Source organism: Methylobacterium indicum (assembly GCF_017347565.1).
Classification (GTDB): Bacteria; Pseudomonadota; Alphaproteobacteria; order Rhizobiales; family Beijerinckiaceae; genus Methylobacterium; species Methylobacterium indicum.
In genome coordinates this window covers 926,894-950,657 of sequence record NZ_AP024145.1, presented here as the reverse complement: position 1 = coordinate 950,657, position 23,764 = coordinate 926,894, and the positions used below count along the sequence as shown (strand labels likewise).

The following is a 23,764-nucleotide window of genomic DNA, read 5'->3' as shown; positions in this document are numbered from 1 at the left end:
TTGATGGTTCCTGGATGGGCATGGCGTGGCGACGACGCGCCCGGGGCCACGGATGCTCCATACGCCCGTGGGCAAGCGTGTCAACGCGTTTGCGTGCCGCCGATGTCGCAGCATCTCCGCCCCTCGCGCAGGGCCGGGATGAGGCCGGGAGCGATGCGCGGGCGGCAGCTTTGCGTTAGGCCTCGGATCGGGCGCGAGGCGCGGCTCGCGTGAAAGAGTCGGCGGCGGGGGCGCGGCGCCGGCGTCAAGGAGAACCGGACGGATGACGGGAGCGGCGGGACCGGCGACGGCGGAGGTGGCCGACGGCCTGCCGACCCGGGCGAGGCTATGGGCGATGCTGGCGATCGGCATCGCCATGTCGATGGCGGTGCTCGACGGCGCGATCGTCAACGTCGCCCTGCCGGTGATGGCGAAGGACCTCCAGGTCACGCCGGGCGCCGCGATCTTCATCACCAACGGCTACCAGCTCGCGGTCACCGCCGCCCTGCTGCCTCTGGCCTCGCTCGGCGACATCCTCGGCTACAAGCGGGTCTACTGCACCGGCCTCGCGCTGTTCACGGCGGCCTCGCTCGCCTGCGCGCTCGCCGGCTCGCTGCCGATGCTGGTCGCGGCCCGCATCGTCCAGGGGCTCGGTGCCGCCGGCATCATGAGCGTCAACATCGCGCTCGTGCGCTTCGTCTACCCGCACCGCATGATCGGGCGGGGCGTCGGCACCATGGCGCTGATCGTGGCGATCGCCTCGGCGGCGGGGCCGAGCGTGGCGGCCGCCGTGCTGTCGCTGACGAGCTGGCCGTGGCTCTTCCTCGTCAACGTGCCCCTCGGCCTCGCGGCCCTGACGCTGGCGACCCGGATGCTGCCGGCAACGCCCCGCAGCGGCGCCCGGTTCGACGCCCTGAGCGCGCTCCTCAACGCCCTGGTCTTCTGCCTGCTCATCACCGGCGTCGACGGGCTCGGCGAGGCGGGACGGGGGGGCACGGCGCTCGCCCTGCTCACGGCGGCCAGCCTCGTCGGCATCGCCTTCGTGTGGATGCAGGCCCGCCTGCCGGCCCCGCTCCTGCCGATCGACCTCCTGCGCATCCCGGTCTTCGCGCTGTCGATGGTGAGCTCGGTCTGCTCGTTCTCGGCCCAGATGATGGCCTACGTCGCCCTGCCCTTCTACTTCCAGGACGTGCTCCACCTCACCAGCACCCAGACCGGGTTGCTGATGACGCCCTGGCCGATCGCCATCGCGGTGATCGCCCCCTTCGCCGGGCGGCTCGCCGACCGCTACCCGCCGGGCCTTCTCGGCGCCATCGGCCTCGTCGCCCTCTCGGCGGGGCTCGCCCTGATGGCGTCCCTGCCGGCCGAGGCCTCGCCGCTCGCGATCGCCTGGCGGCTGACGGTGTGCGGCCTCGGCTTCGGACTGTTCCAGTCGCCCAACAACAAGGTGATCATCACCAGCGCGCCGCGGGAGCGCAGCGGCGGCGCGAGCGGGATGCAGTCGACCGCCCGGCTGCTGGGCCAGTCCCTCGGCGCCGCGGTCGTCGCGGTGATCTTCGGGCACCTGCATGCCGGCGGCACCGCGACGGTGCTGTGGCTGTCGAGCGCGCTCGCGCTGACCGGCGCACTCGCCAGCGGATTGCGAGTCCGGCGTTGATGCAACGTCGTCCCGGGCCGGCGGATCGCAAACCCGCCCGCCCCCAAAGGCAACGCAACGATTTGGACGAAACCCGCCCCAGCACGCGCGACGACTATCCGGGATGAAAATCTTGCCGTAGACGTGCTGCGTCAACGGCCCGCCACGGGGCCGAAACCGGAGGACGTTCATGGACGCACGGGTCGTCGATCGCTCAACGGGTGCGCCCGGTCTCCTCGACCGCGAACGCATCGTCGCCCGCGCGGGCTTCAACCGCTGGCTCGTCCCGCCGGCGGCGCTGGCCATCCATCTCTGCATCGGCATGTCCTACGGATTGTCGGTGTTCTGGCTGCCGCTGTCGCGCGCTCTCAGCGTCGGCCAGCCGGCTCCGGCGGCCTGCCCGGAGATGGGCCTCCTGACCGCGCTGGTCACCACGACCTGCGACTGGCGCGTCAGCGACCTCGTCCTCACCTTCTCCATCGGCATCGTGATGCTCGGTCTCTCGGCCGCCCTGTTCGGCGGCTGGCTCGAGCGCGCCGGGCCGCGCAAGGCCGGGGTCGCCGCCGCCCTGTGCTGGGGCGGCGGCTTCCTCGTCGGGGCGCTCGGCGTCTCCCTCCACCAGCTCTGGCTGATCTGGCTCGGCATGGGGCTGATCGGCGGCATCGGGCTCGGGCTCGGCTACATCTCGCCGGTCTCGACCCTGGTGAAGTGGTTCCCGGACCGGCGCGGCATGGCGACCGGCATGGCGATCATGGGCTTCGGTGGCGGCGCGATGATCGGTTCGCCGCTCGCCGACATGCTCATCACCCGCTTCAGGGGCCCGGACGGCGCCGGCGTGTGGCAGACCCTCGCGCTGATGGGCGCGGGCTACCTCGTCGTCATGCTCTGCGGCGCCTTCGGCTACCGCGTGCCGCCCGCGGGCTGGCGGCCGGACGGCTGGACCCCGCCGGCAGCGAAGAACCGGATGATCACCAGCGGGCACGTCCACCTGCGCGACGCCCACAAGACCACGCAGTTCTGGCTGCTCTGGGCGATGCTGTGCCTGAACGTCTCGGCCGGAATCGGCGTGCTCGCGCTCGCCTCGCCGATGCTCCAGGAAATCTTCGGCGGCGCGCTGATCGGTCGGCCCGACCTCGGCCTGGCGCAGCTCGATGCCGGGCAGAAGGCGCAGGTCGCCGCCATCGCGGCCGGCTTCGTCGGCCTGCTCTCGCTGTTCAACATCCTCGGCCGGTTCTTCTGGGCCACGCTCTCGGACCGCATCGGCCGCAAGGTCACCTACGCCACCTTCTTCGCGCTGGGCTGCGTCCTCTACGCCGCGGCCCCCTGGGCCGCGGGCATCGGCTCGCAGGCGCTGTTCGTGCTGTTCTTCTGCGTGATCCTGTCGATGTATGGCGGCGGCTTCGCGACGATCCCCGCCTACCTCGCCGACGTGTTCGGGACCCAGTTCGTCGGCGCGATCCACGGCCGGCTGCTCACCGCCTGGTCGACGGCGGGCGTCGTCGGCCCCTTCGTGGTGACGGCGATCCGGCAGGCCCAGGTCGATGCGGGCGTGCAGGGCGCCGCCCTCTACGGCCGGACGCTCCTGATCCTCGCCGGCTTCCTGGCGGCCGGGTTCGTGGCGAACCTCCTGGTCCGGCCGCTCGCCGAGCGCTGGTTCATGCGCCCGGCCGACGCGACGGCCGGCGCCGCGGGGGCTTCCAACCCGTCCGGCTCCTTCGGGATCGGCCGCGGCGGCCTGACGCCGGTGGCGGTCGTCGCCTGGGCGGCGGTCGGCCTGCCGATCCTGTGGGGCGTGTGGATCACCCTGTCGAAGGCGCTGATCCTGTTTCGGTAACGCGCGCGGGCTGACTGCCCGCGATCCGCGACCTCGTCACGAGGCTCATAAGCCGTTCGACGAGGTCGCGAGCGGGACAAGGACTTTGGCTCGGGTCGGACAGGCACGGAGAGCCTGTCTGATGAACATCGATGGATTTCAACCCCTCCGGGTCATTCCGTGCCGCGAAAGCAGAGCCCGAAATCCAGAGCCGCGGACGTCAGAGGAAAGAACGACCAAACATTTAGAGCTTGTTTGACTGATCGGCATACCCTCTCCTATGAGCAACCTCATCCTGAGGTGTTGGCGATCGAAGATCGCACGCGATCAAAGATCGACTGACCTCGAAGGAGGACTCCAGAAATCTCCGAGATCCCTGGAGCCCTCCTTCGAGGCTCACTCCGTTCGCACCACAGGATGAGGCAGGAGGATGGGAGATAAAATCCCGTTGTCATCGTGTCGCAGCAAATCAAAGAGGCTCTCAGCTTTATCAAAGAAAAGCCGAGTGTCCGGATTCCGGGCTCCACTGCGTGGCCCCGACATGACGGGTAGGTTATCAGTACGGTCGAACAGGCCTTGGAATCCGGCGTCATCCGCGAGAGGCATCGAACGGCGATCAGAGACGGCACGACGCCGCTCCATCGAGCGGCATCGCCGTCCACACCACCAAGGCTGCATTTTCAGCGCTGCGCTACCGATCAGAGCGCATCACGTCGCAATCCCGCCGGCCGGCTGCCAGGCAATCCTCGCGGGCCGATTCCCGGCGCAGGACGCCGGCGAGCCAGACGCAGGCAACCACCAGGATAGCCAGAAAAAGGAGGGCGGCGAGAGCGCGGCCTCGGCCGGCATCGCCTGGATCGAGGGTTTGGGTCATCGGCTCGCGGATGGGCCCGGGGCGGGCGATCCGGCGGCCGGGAGCGCGGATGGCCGCGCTGGGCGGCCATCCGGGGAGAGACGGACCGGAGGAAGCCGGTGGCCGGGCAGTCCTACTTCAGGTGCTGGGCGAGGTACTTGTTCATCTCGAACATCGTCGCCTTGTCCTTGCCGAAGACCTTCTTCAGCTTGTCATCGGCGAGGATCTCGCGCTTGTTCTCGGGGTTCTGGAGCGAGTGCTTGCGGATGTACTCCCACACCTTGCTCACCACCTCGCCGCGCGGGATCGGGCTGTCGCCGACGATGGCGGCGAGCTCGGGCGTCGGCTGCAGGGGCTTCTGCAGGGCGTTGGGCTTGTCGCCGGATTTCGGCGCCGCGACCTTCTTGCCCTTGGCCGCGCCCTTGGCCTCGCCGGCGTCGTCGTCCTTCGCCGTGTCCTTGGCGGCCGCCTTCGTGGCCTTGGGAGCGGCCTTCGGGGCGGCTTCGGGTTCGGCCTTGGTCTCGGCCTTCTTGGTGGTCTTGATCGCCATCGGTCTCCTCCGGTCTGCAACCCGTCTCCCAGGGTCGAACAGTGGACATGCCTGGGCACATAGCGTCAACAACTAAGCCGTGGACGGCGCGTTCCAAGAGGAAATCGCCGTCGAACCGGAGTCATCCACATCGGATCACGCCGCGAGCCTGACGCTGAGGAGCGTGGCTCAGCCGCGGGCCTGCGTCCAGGTGGTCCGTCCCTCGAGCGGATAGGCCGGATCGGTGTAGCCCGGGGTCGAGGGATGGCCGGCCGGCACCAGGCGGTCGACCAGGGCCTCGTCCTCGGGGGTGAAGCGGTAGTCGAGGGCCCGGGCGTAGGAACGCCACTGCTCGAAGGTCCGGGGTCCGGCGATCACCGCCGTGACGGCACGGTTGTTGAGCACCCAGGCCACCGCGAAGTCGATCACGGAGGCGCCCTTCCCCTCCGCGTGGCGTTTGAGCTCCTCGGCGATGTGCAGGCTCTCGGGCCGCCACTCGGTCTGCATCATCCGGGTGTCGCCCCGCCCGGCGCGGGTGCCCTCGGGCGGGGCCTCGCCGGGGCGGTACTTCGCGGTCAGCACGCCGCGGGCGAGCGGCGAGTAGGGCACGACGCCGAGCCCGTAATGGGCGCAGGCCGGCAGGTGCTCGACCTCCGGCATCCGGTTGAGGGCGTTGTAGTAGGGCTGGCTCGCCGCCGGCCGGTCGATGCCGTGCTCGTCGCACAGCCGGCAGATCTCGGCGACCCGCCAGGCCCGGTGGTTCGACACCCCGAAGTACCGGACCTTGCCGGCCCGGATCAGGTCGGCCATCGCCCGCACGGTCTCGGAGAGCGGCGTGTCGTGGTCCTCCTTGTGGAGGTAGTAGAGGTCGATCCGGTCGGTGTTCAGGCGCTTGAGGCTGGCCTCGCAGGCCTGGACGATATGGGCGCGCGACAGGCCGCGGTCGTTCGGGCCTTTCCCCATCGGGTTCGCGACCTTGGTGGCGAGCACCCAGGCGTCGCGGTCCTGCGCGATGGCCCGGCCCACCACCTCCTCGGAACGCCCTTCCGTGTAGGCGTTCGCGGTGTCGATGAAGGTGATCCCCCGGTCGCGGGCATCCGCCACGATGCGGGCCGCCTCGTCGTCGGGGGTCGGCCCGCCGAACATCATCGTACCGAGGCAGAGCGGCGAGACCTTCAGGCCGGACCGGCCGAGCGTGCGGTACTCCATAGGGCGTCCCCCGTCCCGAAAATGGCGTTTGCGTGGCCGCGGCGCCATCCCGGCGCCGTCCCGCATCCGCGTTGTGGATGCTGGGGTTTTCCCCTTCTTCATCCGGTTCGGCAAGGTCGCGTTAAGCACGGGATCGCAAAGCTCCCACCCATGATCATCGCAGCCCTCTCCCTCGCCTTCTGCGCCGCCGGCGCCCTCGTCCTCGGTCTGGGGACCATCGTCACCGTCGAGCCGCCGCGGGACCATCCCCACGGCGCCGGCCTGATCTGACGACGGCGCGCGCCCGGTCACGGCCCCCGTGCCGACGGGAGCGCTGCCGCGCTTCCTTCTCGTCTACGCCGCGCTCTATGCCGGTTACGGCCTGACGACGCCGTTCCTGCCCGCGCTCCTGTCCGAGCGCGGGCTCTCGCCGACCGAGGTCGGGCTGGTGCTCGCCGCCGGAACGGCGATCCGGCTGGCCGCCGGCCCGCTGGCGGGCGGGATCGCCGACCGGCTCCGCGCCGGCCGCGGCGTGCTCGCGGCCTGCGGGCTCCTCGCGGGCTCGAGCGCCCTCCTCTACCTCGCCGGCCACGGCTTGTCCGGTCTGCTCCTCGCCGGCCTGGCGCATGCCGCCGCGACGGCGCCGCTCGCTCCGCTGGCCGATGCCCTGGCGCTCCCGGCCGCCGCGGCGTCCCGCTTCGCCTACGGCACCGTGCGGGGCGCCGGCTCGGCCGCCTTCATCGCCGGCACGCTCGCGGCCGGCCAGGTGACGGGCTTCGTCGGCCTGTCGGCCCTGCCGGTGGCGGGCGCCGCCGCGTTCGTGCTGCTGGCCGCCGCGACGCTGGCCCTGCCGGCCGGCCCCACCCGGGTCGAGGCGCCGAGCGCGGGACGGCCCGGCCTCGCCGAGTTGCGGGTGCTCCTGCACGCGCCCGCCTTCCGCCGCCTTGTCGCCGTCGCCGCCCTGGTGATCGCCAGCCATGCGGTGCACGAGGCCTTCGCGGTGATCCGCTGGCGCGAGGCCGGCCTCTCCCCCGGCACCGCGAGCCTGCTTTGGGCCGAGGCGGTGGCGGCGGAGGTGCTGGTCTTCCTGGTCGTCGGTCCCCGGCTGCTGGCCCGCCTCGGACCGGCCGGGGCGCTGGCGCTCGCGGCCGGGGCGGGAGCCTTGCGCTGGTCGGTGGCGGCGCTCACCGTCGCGCTGCCGGCGCTCGCGGCGATCCAGGCCCTGCACGGGCTCACCTTCGCGCTCCTGCACCTCGCGGCGATGCAGGTTCTCGCCCGGACGGTGCCGCCCGCCCTCGCGGCGACGGCCCAGACCCTCTACGGCACCCTCGGCCTCGGGCTCGCCACCACCCTGGCGACCCTCGCGGCCGGGCCGCTCTGGGCGCGGCTCGGCCCCGGCGCCTTCTGGGTCATGGCGGCGCTCTGCGCGGCGGCGCTGCCGCTGGTGCGGGGCCTTGCCGATGACGGCGCGCCGCGACGGGACGCGGGCTGAAGGATCGCAAGGGTCCCCCGCCCCCGTCACGCCGACATCGTGCGCCAGTTCCGGACGCTCGGGCGCTCCTGCATCCTCGCGTACCAGGCGTTCAGGGCCTCGCACTCCTCCGGCACGGGAACCCGCAGCAGACCGGCGAAGATCATCCCGCCGATGAGCGCGATGTCGGCCATCGAGAAAGCCTCACCCGCGACGAAGGACTGCCGGCGCAGCACACCATCGAAGTAGCGCATCCCCCGCAGAGCCTTGTCCCGCTGGTACAGGCCCCATTCGGGATTCTGGTAGACCTCGACGTGCGGGCCGAGGCCCGGGGTGGCGTGATGGAAGTAGAGGCTGAGCGCATCGAGTACCTCCAATTCGGCACGGCGGCTCATCATGTGGATCACGCCCTTCTCGCGCGGCGTCCGGCCGGTGAGGACCGGCGTGCCGTCGAGGGCATCGACGTACTCCGTGATCGCCGTGCATTCGGCGATGAGCGTGCCGTCGTCGAGTTCCAGGACCGGCAGGGTGCCGGAATAATTCTTGGCGCGGAAGGCCTCGGTCTTGTGCTCGCCCTTCCGGAGGTCGACCGACACGAAGCGAAGCCGGGATTGGAGCCCCTTCTCGGCGAGCGCGATCCGTACGCGCGCCGGATAGGGCCCGGTGTGCCAGTCGTAGATCGTCAGGGTCATCGTTCGCTCGCCTGCTGCCGGGGCCGATCCGTTAGACCCTAGATCGACCCCGATCGCCACGCAGCCCGGCGCCGCGGGGCCGGCCCTCGGGCTCTCGCGGTCGACCCGTCTCGAGCGGGCTCCAACCCCGGACGGACTCGCTTGCACGGGAGGCGGGAATCGGCGCCAATCGGGCCGCCCCCGCCCGCGAGGATGACGGCATGACGATCCCATCCGTGACGATCCCATCCGTGACGCTTCCGCCCATGACGGCCGCCCTCACGGCGATCCCGCCGGGGCTGGAGCCGTTCACCTTCGACCTGTTCGTGCCGGTCTACCGGCCGCTGCGGTCCGGCGCCTGGCACATCCATCACGGGCAGAACCTGCTCGCCCAGGGCTACTGGAGCCCGGCGCGGCTGGTGGCGAGCGTCACGGCCCTGGTCCGCGACGACGAGACCTGGATGTCGACCACCCCGATCGAGCTGGAGAGCCAGGAGATCGGCGTGCGCCTGTCTGCCGGTCACGTCGTCGTGTTCGGTCTCGGGATGGGCTGGTCGATGGTCGCGTGCGCCCTGCGGCCGGAGGTCACCGCCGTCACGGTCGTCGAGATCGACCCCGAGGTGATCGCACTGCACCGGGACCTCGACCTCGCCGCCCAGCTGCCGCCGGAGGCCCGCACCAAGATCCGCATCGTCGAGGGCGACGCCCTGGCGTGGCGCCCCGACCGGCCCGTCGACCTGCTGATGCCGGACATCTGGCTGCCGCTCGTCTCCGACGATCGCGTTGCGGACGTGCGCCGGATGCAGGCGAACGTCCAGGCCGCGAGCCTCTATTTCTGGGGCCAGGAGCTCGAGATCGCCCGCCATGCCGTGGCGGCCGGGCGCGCCCTCGACGCGGAGGGCGTCCGGGCCACCATCGCCGCCTTCGGTCTGCCGCTGATCGGTCCGGCGCTCCCCGGCTATGCCGAGAAGGTCCGTCAGGCGGCGGCGCGGCACATGCGCGGCCGCTGGCTTCCGGGCACGGTCGAACCCGGACTCGTGGCGGATGCCGGCTGAGCCCGGCTCGGATGCCGGCCATTCGAACTAGTACGCCCGGATCATTGTAATGGTACGTCAGAGCATGGCTTAAGCGGCGGCCGCCGGAGACCGCCGATGCCGCAGCCGACCATGACCACCCTGGACACCGCCGAATTGCCGGCCTTGCCGGCGGGCATCCAGGCCCATCTCGGGACGGTGCTGCGCGCCGCCTACGACGACGTGGCGGCGCCGCCCTGCGACCGGCTGGAGGCGCTGGTCGCGCGCCTCGCCGCGGCGCTCGCCGGCCTCGACGCCGCGCCCGCGGAGGCGTTCCGGCGCGACATGCTGGCGGAGGTGCCGCGGCTCAGGCGCCGGGCCGTGACGCTCTGCAACGACCGCACCCGCGCCGACGACCTGGTGCAGGAGACCCTGCTGAAGGCCTGGGCGGCGCAGGACCGGTTCACTCCCGGCACCCAGCTCGGCGCCTGGCTCTACACGATCCTGCGTAACCACTTCTACTCGGAGCACCAGAAGCGCGCCCGCGAGGTCGGCGATCCCGACGGGATCTTCGCCGGGCGCCTCGTGTCCCTGCCGGCCCAGGACGGCAACCTCGACCTGCGCGACGTGCAATCGGCCCTCGACCGTCTGGTGCCGGACCAGCGCGAGGCGCTGCTGCTCTCCGCCGTGCACGACCTGTCCTACGAGGACATCGCCGCCGCGATGGAGTGCCGGGTCGGCACCGTGAAGAGCCGGATCAACCGCGCCCGGGCGCGGCTGGCGGAAATGCTGGGCTGAATTCGGCCGCCCGCGGGTCCCGGAGCATGTTCCGACGAAGTGGATGCCGGCTCGTCGCCGAAAATGCGGCTAGATCGAAGACCTAGAGAGCTCCGCGATTGCAACGCGACACGGTACACGACCCTGGCCGGGAACCGTGCAGTCAAGCTCCATGACCCATTGCAAACCAACCCCTTTTCCGGACGACTGAAGCGAAGCGGAAGGAGATCCGGAATCCAGCACGAAAAGCCGCGAAGCGTCTCATTGTCTGCGACGGTGCAACGGGTGGAGCCGCTTCGCGGCATGTCCTCTGCTGGATCCCGGATCTCCTTCCGCTGACGCTCCAGTCGTCCGGGAAAGGGGGGGAACGCCCGCGTGTCGGCCTCCACTTTCTTCAATGTCGTGTACCGTGTCGCAACGCGATCGTGACGTCCCCTAGCGGCCGCAGCCGACGCAGATCCCGCCGTCGATCCGGTCGTCGGCCCGCTCCAGGCGGGTGCGCGTGTCGATCCCGCGCTCCATGCGCGCATCAGCCCCGCCGCCATGCGGCATCACCTTGCCGACCGCGCTGGTGTTCGGCGCCGTGATGGTGGAGCGCGGCCCGCCCCCGGTGTCGGTCTCGTCGGGCAGCTCCCGGGACCATGCGGCGGGACCGACGACGAACGCGCCCGCCAGGACCGCCCCGGCGAGCACGGCGCGGATGGATACGGACATGACCGGCTCCTGTCTCGGGAGACCCCAGGGATCGGGCAGCCGTCACGAGCCGCCCACCGGTCTCCGATGCGTCTTCAACGCGACAGGTCGGCGGCCGTTGCGCCCCCCGCTCCGTCCTCAGGCGCGGGGACGGCGGGCCGGGGTCTCGCGGTGATCGGGATGATGACCGAAGACGCCGGCGGCGACCACGACGGCGACGAGCCCCAGGGCGATCAGGAAAACCTGCATCTCAACTCCTTCGCGCGGGACGGCTCGCGACCGGACCCCGCACGCTCCCTACAAGATCCGCGCCACCTTCTGCCGGGTGGCCATAGCCGCCGCCCCATGACAGCGGGACGACAGGGACGGCACTCTGCCTGCGCGCGCACCCGGATGCCAAGATGCGATTCGCGTCCGATCCGCGTCCCATTGCCTACCCCTTTGCCGCAGCGGGAACGCCGGCCGGATCCTCCCGTTGCCCCGGTCCCCAGCATCCCGAGACCGGATTCCTTTCCATGCCGCTTCGTACCTCCCTCCTCGCCGCCGCCCTCGTCGCGGGGCTGGCCGGCAGCGCCGCCGCCCAGGGCATCGACAACGGCTCGGGTGCCGCCAAGCCGTCGACCGGCAATACCGGCTCGGGCATGTCGAGCCAGCCGCCGGGCACCGGCATCGGCGGCAACAACCCGGGCAGCATGGGCTCGACCGGCTCGCAAGGGTCGAGCGGCGGCAACATGGGCCCCGGTCCGACCGTGCAGCGCGAGGGCCCGACCGGCAGCGGCGCGCCGGGAACCGGCCCGGGGTCGCAGAAGAACGGCACCGCGCGCTGACGGCTCACGCGCCCGGCGCATTTGTCAGCGCCGGCGCAGCCGCCTACGAGACGGGACAGCGACCTCGTAGGGGATCACCCATGCGCATCACCGCCATCCGCGACATCGTCGCGCCGATCAAGTCGGACATCGCCAACGCCTGGATCGACTTCTCGACCATGACGGCGAGCGTGGTCGCGGTGGTCACCGACGCCGTGGTCGACGGCCGCCCGGTCGTCGGCTTCGGCTTCAACTCGAACGGCCGCTACGCCCCGCAGGGGCTCCTGCGCGAGCGCTTCATCCCGCGCCTGCTCGCCGCCGCTCCGGACGACCTGCAGGACGAGGACGGGTTCCTCGACCCGCACCTCGCCTGGGCGGCGATGATGAAGAACGAGAAGCCCGGCGGCCACGGCGAGCGCTCGGTGGCAGTGGGCGTGCTCGACATGGCCCTGTGGGACGCCCTCGCCAAGGCGAAGGGCGTGCCGCTCTGGCGGCTCCTCGCCGACCGCTACCGCGGGGGCGAGGCCGATCCGACCGCATGGGTCTACGCCGCGGGCGGCTACTACTACCCGGGCAAGGGCCTCGACGCGCTCCAGGACGAGATGCGCTCCTATCTCGACCGCGGCTACAGCACCGTGAAGATGAAGGTCGGGCTGGTGCCGCTCGCCGAGGACGTCGCCCGGATCGAGGCGGTGCTGTCGGTGCTCGGCGGCGACGGCGCGCGCCTCTGCGTCGACGTCAACGGCCGCTTCACCCTCGAGGAGGCGATCCGCTTCGGCCGCGCGGTCGCGCCGTACGGCCTGCGCTGGTACGAGGAGCCGGTCGATCCCCTCGACTGCCTGGCCCATGCCGCCCTCGCCACGACCTATGACGGGCCGCTCGCCACCGGCGAGAATCTGTTCTCGCACCAGGACGCCCGCAACCTGATCCGCCACGGCGGCCTGCGGCCCGATCGCGACATCCTGCAATTCGATCCCGCCCTGTCCTACGGGCTTGTCGAATACCTGCGCACCCTCGACGTGCTGCGCGCCCACGGCTGGTCGCCGCGTCGCTGCGTGCCCCATGGCGGTCACCAGTTCGCCCTCAACATCGCGGTGGGTCTCGGCCTCGGCGGCAACGAGAGCTACCCGGACGTTTTCGCCCCCTTCGGCGGTTTCGCCGACGCGGTGCCGGTGCGGGACAGCCGAGTCGCGATGCCGGACGTGCCCGGCATCGGCTTCGAGGCGAAGAACGCGCTCTACGCGGTGATGCGGCCGCTGGAGCAGGGGTGACCCGCGCGGGCCCGGGCGAGGACCGCCGGAGGGCCGCCGCCCGGGCCGCGCGCCCCGCCGACCTGCCGGCGCTCCTGGCGCTCTTTGCCGCGTCGGAGGTCAGCGCCGCCGCGCCCGGGGCACGGGCCGAGCGCCTGTGGCGGGAGAGCCTGGCGCATCCCGGCGTCGCGATCTTCGTGTCCGACGCCGAGACCGGCGGGGGCCTCGCGGCGACCTGCATGCTCGTCACCGCGCCGAACCTCCTGCGCGGCGGGCGCGCCCACGGCTTCCTGGAGAACGTCGTGACCCACCCCGCGCATCGCGGGCGCGGGCACGGCCGTGCCGTCGTCCGGGCGGCCCTCGCCCAGGCCTGGGCGAGCGGCTGCCACCACGTCCTAATGCAGAGCGGGCGCACCGACCCGCGGGTCCACGCCTTCTACGAGGGGATGGGCTTCGTGCCGGGTCGTCGGACGGCCTACGTGGCGGCGCGCCCGGGCGACCCCGACATCTGATCTCGCGACGGCCGCGAGCGTCCTACGACACCGCCCCGGCGAACTTTTCCAGGTGGCCCCAGGCCTCGGCCCCGTACTTGCCCTTCCACTCGGCGTAGAACCCGGCGGCCCGCAGCCGGTCCTGGAAGGGTGCGGCGGGGGCATCGTTGATCGTAAAACCGGCCTGGCCGAGCGCCGTGCGCAGGGTGTCGCCCTGGCTCGCGATGTCCCGGCGCTGATCGAGGGCGGCGGCGTCGAAGTGGCGGGCGAGCACCGCCTTCACGTCGACGGGCAGGCGAGACCAGGTCCGCTGACCGGACATCAGCCAGAACCCGTCCCAGATGTGGTTGGTGATGGAGAGGTACTTCTGCACCTCGGCGAGCTTGAAGCTCGCGATGATGGCGAGCGGGTTCTCCTGCCCGTCCACCACCTTGGTCTGGAGCGCCGAGTAGGCCTCCGAGAAGTTGAGCGCCACCGGCGCGGCACCCAGCGCCCGGAACGCCGAGGTGAACAGCGCGCTGTTCGGCACCCTGAGCTTCAGGCCGTCGAAATCGGCCGGGCTCGCGATCGGCCGGATGCTGGTCGTGGTCTGGCGAAAGCCGTTGTCCCACATCCGCTCGAACGGCACGAGGCCGGCCTTGGCGATCTCGGCCCGGATATAGGCGCCGAGCTCGCCGTCGAGGGCCGGCCAGACCTTGTCGTAGCCGCTCCACGCGAAGGCGACGTTGATGAGCGAGGCGCGCGGCACCAGCGTCGCGAGGTTCGAGGAGGATTGCGCGAACATCTCCAGCGCGCCGGACCGCAGCTGGCTCAGCATGTCGGCATCCGACCCGAGCTGCCCGTTGGGAAAGATCGCGACCTCGACGGCGCCGCTCGTCTCCTTCGCGACCTTGTCGGCCGCCTCGCGCAGGCGGATCGTCGCCGGATGGGTATCGGGCGTGACGACCCCGCATTTGAGCCGGAGCGGCCCGCCTTGGGCGCGGACATGCGGCGCCGCGACGACCGTGGCGGCGGCGCCCGCGATGAGGGTGCGGCGCGTGAGATGGAGCATGGGGTCGGCCTCCCGGATGTCCGGCTGCCCCGGCGCGGTTGCGCCGGAGGGCCGGATCTCGTCTGCCGCCCTGGTTACGCCGAGTCGCCGCGGGGTGCCACCGCCCTCACCGCCCCCCGAGTGCCCGGGCCGGCGCCGTCGCGAGGTCCACCGCGCCCTCCGCGGTGTCGCCGAGGCCCTGGCCGAGGGAGCGCAGGTGCTCGCCGTAGGTCTCGCGGCTCTGGGCGTCCACCACCGCCACCGGGGCCGAGACCGCGAGGCCCGCGGCGGTGCCGACCGTGGCGGCGGCGCCCGCGGTGATCTGGACGATGCGGTCGGAGAGGCCGACGCGGGAATCGGTGATCGTCTGCCCCTGGGCCAGGCGGTTGCCGAGGAGAGCCACGAGCTGCGGGCTGCCGGCGAACTTGCCGTGGTTGAGGGCGTCGCTGCCCTTCATGGAGGTGAGGTTCAGGACCGCGATGTTCTCGCGGGCGAGTTCGGTGCGGTAGGGCTCGGCCGTCGGGTCGATGGCCCCCAGCCGCGCGCCGGCCCCGCCCCAGACCAGGCGCGAGACCGCGAGCGCGTTGTCGTCCTGCGACACGAACAGGCTCAGGCGCGGCCGGCCCGGGCCCATATCGCGAAAAGCCTCGCGGGCGAGGTCGACGTCGACGTCGGGGGCGGCCAGCACCACGTCGCGGATCTTCGGAGCGACGCGCCCGTCGCGGATCGCCATCTGGCGCAGGGATTCGAGCACCAGCCAGTTGCCCATCGAATGGGCCAGCACCGTGACCTCGCCGACCTCCGGATTCTGGGCGAGGCGGCGCAGCACGCCCTCGAGCGCGTTGCGGGAATAGTTAGTGCTCTCCCGGTCGTAGCCGTAGGCGAGCACGCTGCCGCGGGACGGCCAGGTGAACAGCACCGGCACCACGTCCGCCCGGGTGTCGTGGACGATCTGGGCGAAGCGGTAGACCGCGTCCTCGAAGCGGTTGTTGAAGCCGTGGACGAAGACCAGCACGTTGCGCTTGCCCGTGCGGGCCGCGCTGCGGCGCAGGCGGGCCGCCGCCTCGGGCCGGTCCAGGGTCTCGGCCTTGAGCGTCACGAAGTCGGTGGCGGGGTTGCCGGGCAGTTCCTTGGGCCACTGCACGGTGCCTGGGGTGCGCACGGCGTCGGGCGGGATCGAGACGGTGATGTCGGCGTAGGACAACTCCGGCCCGCGATCGCCGGAATACATCTCGCCCGGATTGGCGGCGGTCTTGCGCGTGGTCGCGACCAGCATGTCGACCCGCGACGCCCCCGGCACCGTGGCGGCGACGGGCGCGAGCACGCCCTTCGGGGCGCCCGCGCAGGCGCCGAGCCCAGCCGCGAGGACGACAGCGCCTGCCAGGAGCCGGCCCCGCACGAGAACCCCCATCACCACGACCCGCTCCCCCGCCCCGCCGGAAAACCCGGACCGATTCGCTTGTGCCCGATCCTTGCGGGCGCGGCTTAAGAATGAGCCAAATCCGTGTGGCGCCAATGCGGTGACGGGGAGAAACCCGCCGATTGTGTCGCACCCGTTGCCGCCAGGGCACGGTCCCGCCGCGATGCGCGACAGACGGCGGGGTCTCGCGGCCCGGAGCGCTTATCCGGAGCGTCGCGATGTGCTCTAGAGCCGGCGACGGCTCCCCGGCTTCTCCCGTGGGGACGGGCTCTTCGCGCATCGGTCCATGGTCGCCCCCCTCCCCCTCTCGATCTTCCTCATCGCCCGCAACGAGGCCGACCGCCTCGGCGCCACCCTGGCGGCGGTGCGCGACCTGACCGACGACCTGATCGTGGTCGATTCGGGCTCGACCGACGGGACGCAGGCGCTCGCCGCCTCCTACGGCGCCCGGGTGATCGCCCGCGACTGGCCCGGCTACGGGCCGCAGAAGCGCTTCGCCGAGGAGCAGTGCCGCCACGTCTGGATGCTGAACCTCGACGCCGACGAGGTGGTGCCGCCGGAGCTGAACGCCGAGATCCGCCGGCTCTTCGCCGCGGGCGAGCCGCCGCACCCGGCCTACGCAATCGGCATCGCCGAGGTGTTTCCCGGCGAGGTCAGGCCGCACCGCTTCGCCTACACCCTGTGGCCGGTGCGGCTCTACCGCCGCGACTGCGGCCGCTACTCGCCCTCGCCGGTCCACGACCGAGTCGATCTCGACGCGGGCGCCACGATCGGACGGCTGCGCGGCGTGATCCACCACTTCTCGGTCCGCTCGCTCGGCGACCAGCTCGCCAAGCTCAACCGCTATTCCGACCAGCAGGCCGACGACCTGGAAGCGCGGGGCGTACGCCTGCCGACCTGGCGGCTCTTCGTCGAACTGCCGGGCAACTTCCTCAAGGCGTATGTCGGCCGGCGCCACTGCCTGCGCGGCGCCTACGGCTTCCTGCTGGCGATGAACTACGCGATCTCGCGCCACCTGCGGGTCGCCAAGCACTACGAGCGCCGGATCGTCGCCCGGGCACGGGACAGGCGCCCCGGCTGAGCCCTGCCGGGCTCACGGCCCGCAGCGCAGGGCCACCACCGCCCCGGCGACGCGGCCCGCGATCGCCCCGGCGGTGAGCGGCGGGCCCTCGCCCGCGGGCGAGACCGGCGCCTCCGCCCCGAGCAGCGCCTTCAGTGCCGCCGCCCCGACGAGCGGATGGGTGAGCGGCGGCACGATCCCGGCGACGAGGCGGGGCTGGGCCGGCAGGCGGGCGACGAGGCCGAGGAGGCGCCCCGCCCGGTCGAGGACGGGCGCGCCGGCCGCCCCCGGCTGGAGCGGGGCGAGCACGCCGCCGGCCGCGATCTCGCCCGTCGTCACGGTCGGTCCCTCCGCCCCCGCGGCGACCACGACCACGGCCTCCTCGGGCCTCGGCGGCGCGGCCGCGAGGACGAGAGCAGTGCCCGCCGAAGTTTGTCCTTCGAGGAGCACGAGGCCCGCCGCCTCGTCGCGCCGCAGGATCCGGGCCGGCTCGCCGGCGATCCGCGGCGCCGAACAGGCGGCCGGCAGCACCGCGACGACCCGGCGTTGGCCGACGACGATCCCGGTGGCGGCGCCGGGCCCGGCGGCCGGAGCGGCCGGTGCCGGCGCCTTGGCGGCGGGGTCCGGCACCGTGGCGGCCACCGGGCGCGGCGGCGGCGGCGCGGTCTCGCCCGGGAAGGGCACGAAGCTGTTGGCGATGGCGATCACCAGCCGGTCCATCTCCCGGGCCGAGCCCTTGTCGTAGGACAGGGTGAAGCCGCGCAGGCCGGCGGTCCCGGCGGCGGTGCGGATGTAGAACTTCCCCGTCGGCGTCTCGCCGGTGACCACCGTGAAGTCCGGGCGCTTGAGGCTGTAGGTCACCTTGCGCTCGGGCGTCGCCGCGGCGGCCTGCGCGTGGAGGGTGTCGAGGTCGGCCTCGCCGGGGGCGTAGGCGCGGGTATCGAGGGTGACGCGCCCATCCGGGCTCTGCCAGCGGGTGCCGCCGGCGATGCGGCTGCGCTTCGACAGCAGCCGCTCTGGCACGCCCAGGACGAGGCCGGTCGCGGGATCGGCCGCGACGGTGAACCGCGCCGCCTTCCGGGCGGCCTCCCCGGCCGCCAGCAGGGCCGCGCGAGCGGGGTCGTCCAGGATGCCGGTGGCGGCTCCGGCCGCAGCGCCGCCCCGGGACTGCCAGGCCCCGATCGCCTCGTAGGTGCGCCGGCCGAAGGTCCCGGTGACGACGCTGTTGTAGTTTCCGGCCCAGACCAGGGCGTCCTGCACCGCCCGCCGCTCGGCCTCGGGCCGCGCCTCGAAGGCGGCGCGGGCCGCCTCGAAGGCCGGGTCGGGCGCCGTCGGCCCGGCCGGGCGGGGCGCCGGGGCCTTCGCCGCCGTGCCGGCCTGGGACGAGCCGTGGGAAAGCGGCGCCTGCGCGCGGGCGACGGAGACGCCGCAGGCGAGGAGGGGCAGCAGACCGGCGGCGAGCAGGCGGGCGGGGCGCGGCATCGGGCTCTCCGGAAGATCGTTGCCCGACCTTGGCAGAGGCGGCGCCGGACTTCCAGGGTCCCGCCGGCATCGCAAACCGGCCGGCAGGCTCGAGCGAAGCAAAGCGTGGTCGGCGCAAGATCTCGCGCCACCGCGAAAGCCCGCGAATTCCATCCGAACCGGCGCGAGGTCGGATTGCACCGCGGCCGCACGCTGCACTAGGCTCCGGCCGGGCGAGGAAATGGGGACAGGCCGGTCATGGCGATCATCAACCGTGTCGGACACGTCGCCGGCCTCCTGGCGGGTCTCTCGGCCACGGTCCTGGCGTTCGGTCCGGCCGCGGCGCAGCAACCGGCGAGCCCGGCCCCCCGCCGCGCCGCCCTGGTCCAGCCGGCGGCCAGGAGCCAGGCCCCCAAGAGTTACGTCCGCCCGGCGCTCGCCAGCGATGCCGTGCGCCTCGAAGCCCGGCTGCAGGGCGAGGCCGGAGCGGGGGCGAAATCCGCCGCGCAGTGGCGCCGCGAGGCGGAGGGCTTGCGGGCGAAGGACGACCTCGACGGGGCCCTCGCCGCCTTCCGCCGCGCCGCCGTGGCCGAGCCGGCCGATTGGCGCAACTGGTATGCCCTCGCCGAGGCCGCCAACGGCGCCGAGAACGATGATGACGAGACCAACCAGACGCTGAAGGCGGAGGCCCGGGCCGGCGCCTACCTGGCCTACCAGCGCGCCGCCTCGCCCGCCGACGAGGCCAAGGCCCTGGCGCTGCTCGGCGCCGCCCAGGCCAAGCAGGAGAGCTGGCGCCCGGCGCTCGAGGCCTACGCGGCGAGCCTGGCGCTCGCCCGCGACGCGGAGACCGCCAAGACCTACGAAGCCTTGCGCGACGCCCACGGCTTCCGGGTGCTCGACTACAAGGTCGATTCCGACGCCGCCGCACCGCGGGCCTGCTTCACCTTCTCGGAGGCCCTCGACCCGAAGACCGAGATCGCGCCCTTCGTCGCCGTGTCGGGCACCGGGGACGCCGCCGTGACGGCCCAGGGGCAGCAGGTCTGCGTCGACGGGCTGCGCCACGGCGAGCGCTACGGCGTGGTGCTGCGCCAGGGCCTGCCGTCGAGCGTCGGCGAGAGCCTGCGCAAGGCCGCCGATTACGATCTCTACGTCCGCGACCGCAGCCCGCAGGCCCGCTTCACCGGGCGCAACTACGTGCTGCCCCGCACCGGCCAGGCCGGGGTGCCGCTCGTCTCGGTCAACGCCCCGAAGCTCGACGTCGAGGTGGTGCGGATCGGCGACCGCGGCCTCCTGCCGGCGCTCCGCGCCGACGAGTTCCTGTCGCAGCTCTCCGGCTCGGGCCTGCGCACCATCGCCCGCGAGCGCGGCGTGCCGGTCTGGAAGGGCACGCTCGACACCGCGCCCGCGGAGGTGAACCGCGAGGCGGTGACGGCCTTCCCGGTGCTCCAGGCGGTCGGCAGGATCGAGCCCGGCCTCTACGTGATGACGGCGCGCCCGAGCGGCACCGCGGCGCTCGCCGACGAGGAGGGCGGCTACGAGACGGAAGCGACGCAGTGGTTCGTGGTCTCGGATCTCGGGCTCACCGCCTTCAAGGGCCCGGACGGGATCCACGTGCTCGCCCGCTCCCTCGCCTCGGCCGGGGTGCTGAAGGGGGCGGAGATCCGCCTCGTCGCCCGCAACAACGAGGTCTTGGCGACCCGCGCCACCGACGCCCAGGGCCACGCCGCCTTCGATCCGGGGCTCGCCCGCGGCGAGGGCGGGGCGGCGCCGAGCCTCGTCGTGGCGCGGCTCGGCGAGGATTACGGCTTCCTCGACCTCTCGCTCGGCGCCTTCGACCTCGCCGATCGCGGCGTGAAGGGCCGGCCGGCGCCGGGCGCGGCCGAGGCCTACCTCTACCCCGAGCGCGGGGTCTACCGTTCCGGCGAGACGGTGCAACTCACCGCCCTCCTGCGCGACGCCAGGGGCGCGGCGATCCCGAACCTGCCCCTCACCCTGGTGGCCAGGCGCCCGGACGGGGTCGAGTACCGCCGGGTCCAGGCGCCGGACGGGGGCCTGGGGGGCCGCGCGGTCTCGCTGCCGCTGCTCCCCGGGGCGCAGGCCGGGACCTGGCGGGTCGCGGCCTATACCGACCCGAAGGCGGCGCCGGTCGGCGAGGCGAGTTTCCTGGTCGAGGATTACGTCCCCGAGCGCCTCGACGTGACCCTGACGCCGGCCGAAGCGGCGCTCCAACCGGGCGAGCCCGCGACGGTCGCGGTGAGCGCGCGCTATCTCTACGGCGCCCCCGGGGCCGGCCTCTCCGTCACCGGCGCGGTCGCGGTGCAGCCGGCCGCCCGCACCGGCATCAAGGGCTTCGAGGACTTTTCCACCGGCCTCGACGACGAACGCATCGAGCCGGCGACGGCGGAGCTCGACGCTCCGGTCACCACCGACCCGCAGGGACGCGCCAGCGTGCGGGCGCCGGTGCCGGGGATCGGCGGGCCGCGGCCGTTCGAGGCCAAGGTGTCGCTTCAGGTCGGCGAGCCCGGCGGCCGGGCGGTGCAGCGCAGCGTGACCCTGCCGATCCTGCCGGCGGGCCCGGTGCTGGGGATCAGGAAGACCTTCGGGACCCTGCGGGAGGGCGCGAGCGCGACCTTCGAGGTCGCCGCCGCCCGGCCCGACGGGACCCGGCTCCAGGGCGAGGCGACCTGGACGCTGCTGCGGGTCGAGCGGCGCTACCAATGGTACCGGGCCGACGGGCGCTGGGCCTACGAGCCGGTGAAGACCACCACCAAGATCACCAACGGCCGCGCGGCCCTGGAGAGCGGCGCACCGGCAAAGCTCGCGATGCCGGTCGATCTCGGCACCTACCGGCTAGAGGTGCGGGCGCCCGGATTCGAGGCCGCGAGCCTGTCGTTCGGCGTCGGCTGGAGCGGGGGCGAGAGCGCCGATGCACCCGATCTCCTCGACCTCACCCTCGACCGCGAGTCCTACGCCTCCGGCGCCACCCTGAAGGCGCAGCTGCGGCCGCGCTTTGCCGGCACCGCCACCGTCGCGGTGGTGAGCGACAAGGTGCAGGAGATCCGCACCCTCGACCTGCCGGCCTCGGGCGCCACCGTCGAGATTCCGGTGAAGCCCGAATGGGGCGCGGGCGCCTACCTCGTCGCCACCGCCTACCGGCCCCTCGACCAGGCGGCCAAGCGCCTGCCCGGCCGGGCGATGGGGCTGGCCTGGTTCGGGATCGACCGGGACGCCCGCACCCTCGGGGTGGCCCTCGAAGCGCCCGGGAAGGTCCGGCCCCGGGGCGAGCTGCGCCTGCCGATCCGGCTCACCGGGCTCAAATCCGGCGAGGAGGCCCGGGTGGCCGTGGCGGCGGTCGATGTCGGCATCCTCAACCTGACCCGCTACGCGACCCCCGACCCGTTCGGGTTCTTCTTCGGCCAGAAGGCGCTCTCGGCCGAGATCCGCGACCTCTACGGCTACCTGATCGACGGGATGCAGGGCACGCTCGGCGCGATCCGCTCCGGCGGCGATGCCGGCGGCGCCGAGCTCGACGGGGCACCGCCCGCCCAGGCGCCGCTCGCCCGCTATTCGGGTGTCGTCACGGTGGGGCCGGACGGACGGGCCGAGGTGAGTTTTCCCCTGCCCGCCTTCAACGGCACCGCCCGGGTGATGGTGACGGCCTGGAGCGCCGCGCGCGTCGGCGCGGCCTCCGCCGACGTGGTGATCCGCGATCCGGTGGTGGCGAGCGGCACCCTGCCGCGCTTCCTCGCCGTCGGCGACCGCTCGCGCCTCCACGTCGCCCTCGACAACGTCGAGGGGGCGGCGGGCGACTACGCGGTCGACGTCGACCTCGCCGGCCCGGCCATCGCGCCGGCCGGCGCGCTGACCCGCTCCCTGCCCCTCGCGGCGGGCGGGCGCGCCAGCGTCGAGATTCCCCTCACCGCCGCCGGGCCGGGCCTCGCCCGGGTCGATCTGCGGCTGACCGGTCCGGGGTTGACCGAACCCGCCGGCCAGAGCTTCGCGCTGGCGATCCAGCCCGGGACCGGCACGCTCCTGCGCCGGGAGATCCGCACCCTGGAGCCCGGTGCCAGCCTGACCCTCTCGGGCGATCTCCTCGCCGAGGTGATCCCCGGCACCGGCGCGGTGACGCTCGCGGCCTCGCCCCTGTCGGGCATCGACGTGCCGGCCCTGCTCCAGGCCCTCGACCGCTACCCCTATGGCTGCACCGAGCAGGTGGTGAGCCGGGCCCTGCCGCTCCTCTCGGTCAACCGCCTGGCGGCGCTCTCCCAGCTCGGCCTCGACGGCACCGCCGACGAGCGGGTGCGGAATGCGATCGACCGGGTGCTGACCCGCCAGGACGCGAGCGGCGCCTTCGGGCTATGGTCGGCCGGGAATGCCGAGGACCTCTGGCTCACCGCCTACGCCACCGACTTCCTCACCCGGGCGAAGGAGAGGGGGTTTGCGGTCCCGCCGACGGCGCTGACCCTCGCCCTCGACCGGCTGCGCAACACGGTGGCGAACGCCAACGACGTCACCGAGGGCGGCCTCGACCTCGCCTACGCGGCCTACGTGCTCGCCCGCAACGGCCGGCCGGTGATGGGGGACCTGCGCTATCTCGCCGACACCAAGCTCGCGGCCTTCGCGACGCCCCTCGCCCGCGGCCAGATCGCCGCGGCGCTGGCGCTCCTCGGCGACCGGACCCGGGCCCGCACCGCCTTCGAGGCGGCGGTGGCGGCGCTCAAGGCCGAGCGCGACGCCGGCACCTACCGGGCCGATTACGGCTCGCGCCTGCGCGACGGCGCCGGGCTGATCGCGCTCGCCGCCGAGACCGGCATCGCCCGCGACGCGATCGGGCCGCTCGGCACCGTCGTCGGCGAGGAGCGGACCTCCGGCCGGGCGACCAGTACCCAGGAACAGGCCTGGATGGTGCTGGCGGCCGCCGAGCTCGCCAAGGACACCGCAAAGGACACGGCGAAGGAGGCGCCCGCCCTCGCCCTCGACGGCGCGCCGGTGGCGGGCGCGCTCTATCGTACCTTCCCGGGGGCGGCGCTGGACGCCAAGCCCGTGACGGTGACGAACCGCGGCAGCACCCCGGTGCCGATCACCCTCGGCATCTCCGGCAACCCGGCTCTGCCCGAGCCCGCCGCCGCCAAGGGCTACACGATCGAGCGCAGCTACCACCGCCTCGACGGCAGCCCGGCCGACCTCGCCCAGCTGCGCCAGAACGACCGGCTGGTGGTGGTCCTGAAGGTGACCGAGGCCAAGGCCAGCGCCGGGCGCCTCCTCCTCGTCGACCGCCTGCCGGCGGGCCTCGAGATCGACAACCCGAAGCTCCTCGACGCCGACGCCACCGCCGGTCTCGCCTGGGCGAAGTCCGACGTGAAGCCCACCCATACCGAGTTCCGCGACGACCGCTTCGTCGCGGCCTACGACCGCGACCCGAGCCAGTCCGCCTTCTTCAGCGTCGCCTACACGGTGCGGGCGGTGACGCCGGGCCGCTACGTCCACCCGGCGGCGACGATCGAGGACATGTACCGGCCCGAGCGCTACGGCCGCACCGCCTTCGGCACGCTGGAGGTCGGTGGGGCGCGGTAGGAACGATCCGGGATGGCGCGCCGGCCCGCGGATCCGCCGCGGGCCGGGC

The 23,764-nt window shown here is 73.1% G+C and carries 17 protein-coding genes; 10 read left to right on the top strand and 7 right to left on the bottom strand.

What is annotated here, in order from left to right:
- Positions 1–262 precede the first annotated feature (262 nt).
- Positions 263–1,636, top strand: coding sequence for an MFS transporter (locus tag miv_RS04350; protein ID WP_207181597.1), 1,374 nt, complete (start codon positions 263–265; stop codon positions 1,634–1,636).
- Positions 1,637–1,805: 169 nt separating this feature from the next.
- A complete protein-coding gene (locus miv_RS04345) occupies positions 1,806–3,449 on the top strand; it encodes an OFA family MFS transporter (protein WP_207181595.1) in 1,644 nt (547 codons plus the stop codon).
- 965 nt (positions 3,450–4,414) lie between these two features.
- Here miv_RS04345 and miv_RS04340 read toward each other — a convergent pair.
- Positions 4,415–4,831 carry an SWIB/MDM2 domain-containing protein gene (locus tag miv_RS04340; RefSeq protein ID WP_207181593.1) on the bottom strand — a complete coding sequence of 139 codons (417 nt, stop codon included), beginning with the start codon at positions 4,829–4,831 and terminating at the stop codon, positions 4,415–4,417.
- Positions 4,832–4,999: 168 nt separating this feature from the next.
- On the bottom strand, positions 5,000–6,019 hold the full coding sequence (locus tag miv_RS04335; protein WP_207181591.1) for an aldo/keto reductase: 1,020 nt from the start codon (positions 6,017–6,019) through the stop codon (positions 5,000–5,002).
- Positions 6,020–6,317: 298 nt separating this feature from the next.
- Between miv_RS04335 and miv_RS04330 the strand changes: the two genes are divergently transcribed.
- Positions 6,318–7,490 (top strand): MFS transporter, encoded by a 1,173-nt coding sequence (locus miv_RS04330; RefSeq protein WP_048430470.1) that lies wholly within the window; start codon positions 6,318–6,320, stop codon positions 7,488–7,490.
- Positions 7,491–7,516: 26 nt separating this feature from the next.
- On the opposite strand, the gene miv_RS04325 is transcribed toward miv_RS04330, so the two are convergent.
- Positions 7,517–8,155, bottom strand: coding sequence for a glutathione S-transferase (locus miv_RS04325; RefSeq protein WP_048430499.1), 639 nt, complete (start codon positions 8,153–8,155; stop codon positions 7,517–7,519).
- A 236-nt stretch (positions 8,156–8,391) separates the two neighbouring features.
- Between miv_RS04325 and miv_RS04320 the strand changes: the two genes are divergently transcribed.
- On the top strand, positions 8,392–9,195 hold the full coding sequence (locus tag miv_RS04320; protein WP_207181590.1) for a polyamine aminopropyltransferase: 804 nt from the start codon (positions 8,392–8,394) through the stop codon (positions 9,193–9,195).
- 96 nt (positions 9,196–9,291) lie between these two features.
- Positions 9,292–9,951, top strand: coding sequence for a sigma-70 family RNA polymerase sigma factor (locus tag miv_RS04315; protein WP_207181589.1), 660 nt, complete (start codon positions 9,292–9,294; stop codon positions 9,949–9,951).
- Positions 9,952–10,365: 414 nt separating this feature from the next.
- Here the strand turns inward: miv_RS04315 and miv_RS04310 are convergent, their stop codons facing one another.
- Positions 10,366–10,644 (bottom strand): hypothetical protein, encoded by a 279-nt coding sequence (locus miv_RS04310; RefSeq protein ID WP_207181588.1) that lies wholly within the window; start codon positions 10,642–10,644, stop codon positions 10,366–10,368.
- Positions 10,645–11,138: 494 nt separating this feature from the next.
- Here miv_RS04310 and miv_RS04305 point away from each other — a divergent pair, with 494 nt between their 5' ends.
- From miv_RS04305 to miv_RS04295, 3 genes are all read left to right on the top strand, one after another.
- Positions 11,139–11,450, top strand: coding sequence for a hypothetical protein (locus miv_RS04305; protein WP_048430467.1), 312 nt, complete (start codon positions 11,139–11,141; stop codon positions 11,448–11,450).
- A gap of 80 nt (positions 11,451–11,530) precedes the next feature.
- Positions 11,531–12,700: a mandelate racemase/muconate lactonizing enzyme family protein gene (locus miv_RS04300; protein ID WP_058616949.1), complete on the top strand. Its 1,170-nt coding sequence runs from the start codon at positions 11,531–11,533 to the stop codon at positions 12,698–12,700.
- Positions 12,697–13,191: a GNAT family N-acetyltransferase gene (locus miv_RS04295; RefSeq protein WP_207181587.1), complete on the top strand. Its 495-nt coding sequence runs from the start codon at positions 12,697–12,699 to the stop codon at positions 13,189–13,191. The genes miv_RS04300 and miv_RS04295 overlap by 4 nt, the downstream gene beginning before the upstream one ends.
- A 22-nt stretch (positions 13,192–13,213) precedes the next feature.
- Here the strand turns inward: miv_RS04295 and miv_RS04290 are convergent, their stop codons facing one another.
- Both miv_RS04290 and miv_RS04285 read right to left on the bottom strand, forming a co-directional pair.
- On the bottom strand, positions 13,214–14,221 hold the full coding sequence (locus miv_RS04290) for a TRAP transporter substrate-binding protein (protein ID WP_207181586.1): 1,008 nt from the start codon (positions 14,219–14,221) through the stop codon (positions 13,214–13,216).
- 106 nt (positions 14,222–14,327) lie between these two features.
- Positions 14,328–15,611, bottom strand: a complete 1,284-nt coding sequence (locus tag miv_RS04285) for an alpha/beta hydrolase (protein ID WP_048461084.1) — start codon at positions 15,609–15,611, stop codon at positions 14,328–14,330.
- 295 nt (positions 15,612–15,906) lie between these two features.
- On the opposite strand from miv_RS04285, the gene miv_RS04280 reads away from it, so the two are divergent.
- Positions 15,907–16,701 carry a glycosyltransferase family 2 protein gene (locus miv_RS04280; protein ID WP_207181585.1) on the top strand — a complete coding sequence of 265 codons (795 nt, stop codon included), beginning with the start codon at positions 15,907–15,909 and terminating at the stop codon, positions 16,699–16,701.
- A 12-nt stretch (positions 16,702–16,713) separates the two neighbouring features.
- Here miv_RS04280 and miv_RS04275 read toward each other — a convergent pair whose 3' ends face one another.
- Positions 16,714–18,162, bottom strand: a complete 1,449-nt coding sequence (locus miv_RS04275; protein ID WP_207181584.1) for a peptidoglycan-binding domain-containing protein — start codon at positions 18,160–18,162, stop codon at positions 16,714–16,716.
- Between the two features lie 237 nt (positions 18,163–18,399).
- Between miv_RS04275 and miv_RS04270 the strand changes: the two genes are divergently transcribed.
- Complete coding sequence (locus miv_RS04270) at positions 18,400–23,715, top strand: alpha-2-macroglobulin family protein (RefSeq protein WP_207181583.1); 5,316 nt, start codon at positions 18,400–18,402, stop codon at positions 23,713–23,715.
- The last annotated feature ends 49 nt before the right edge of the window (positions 23,716–23,764 follow it).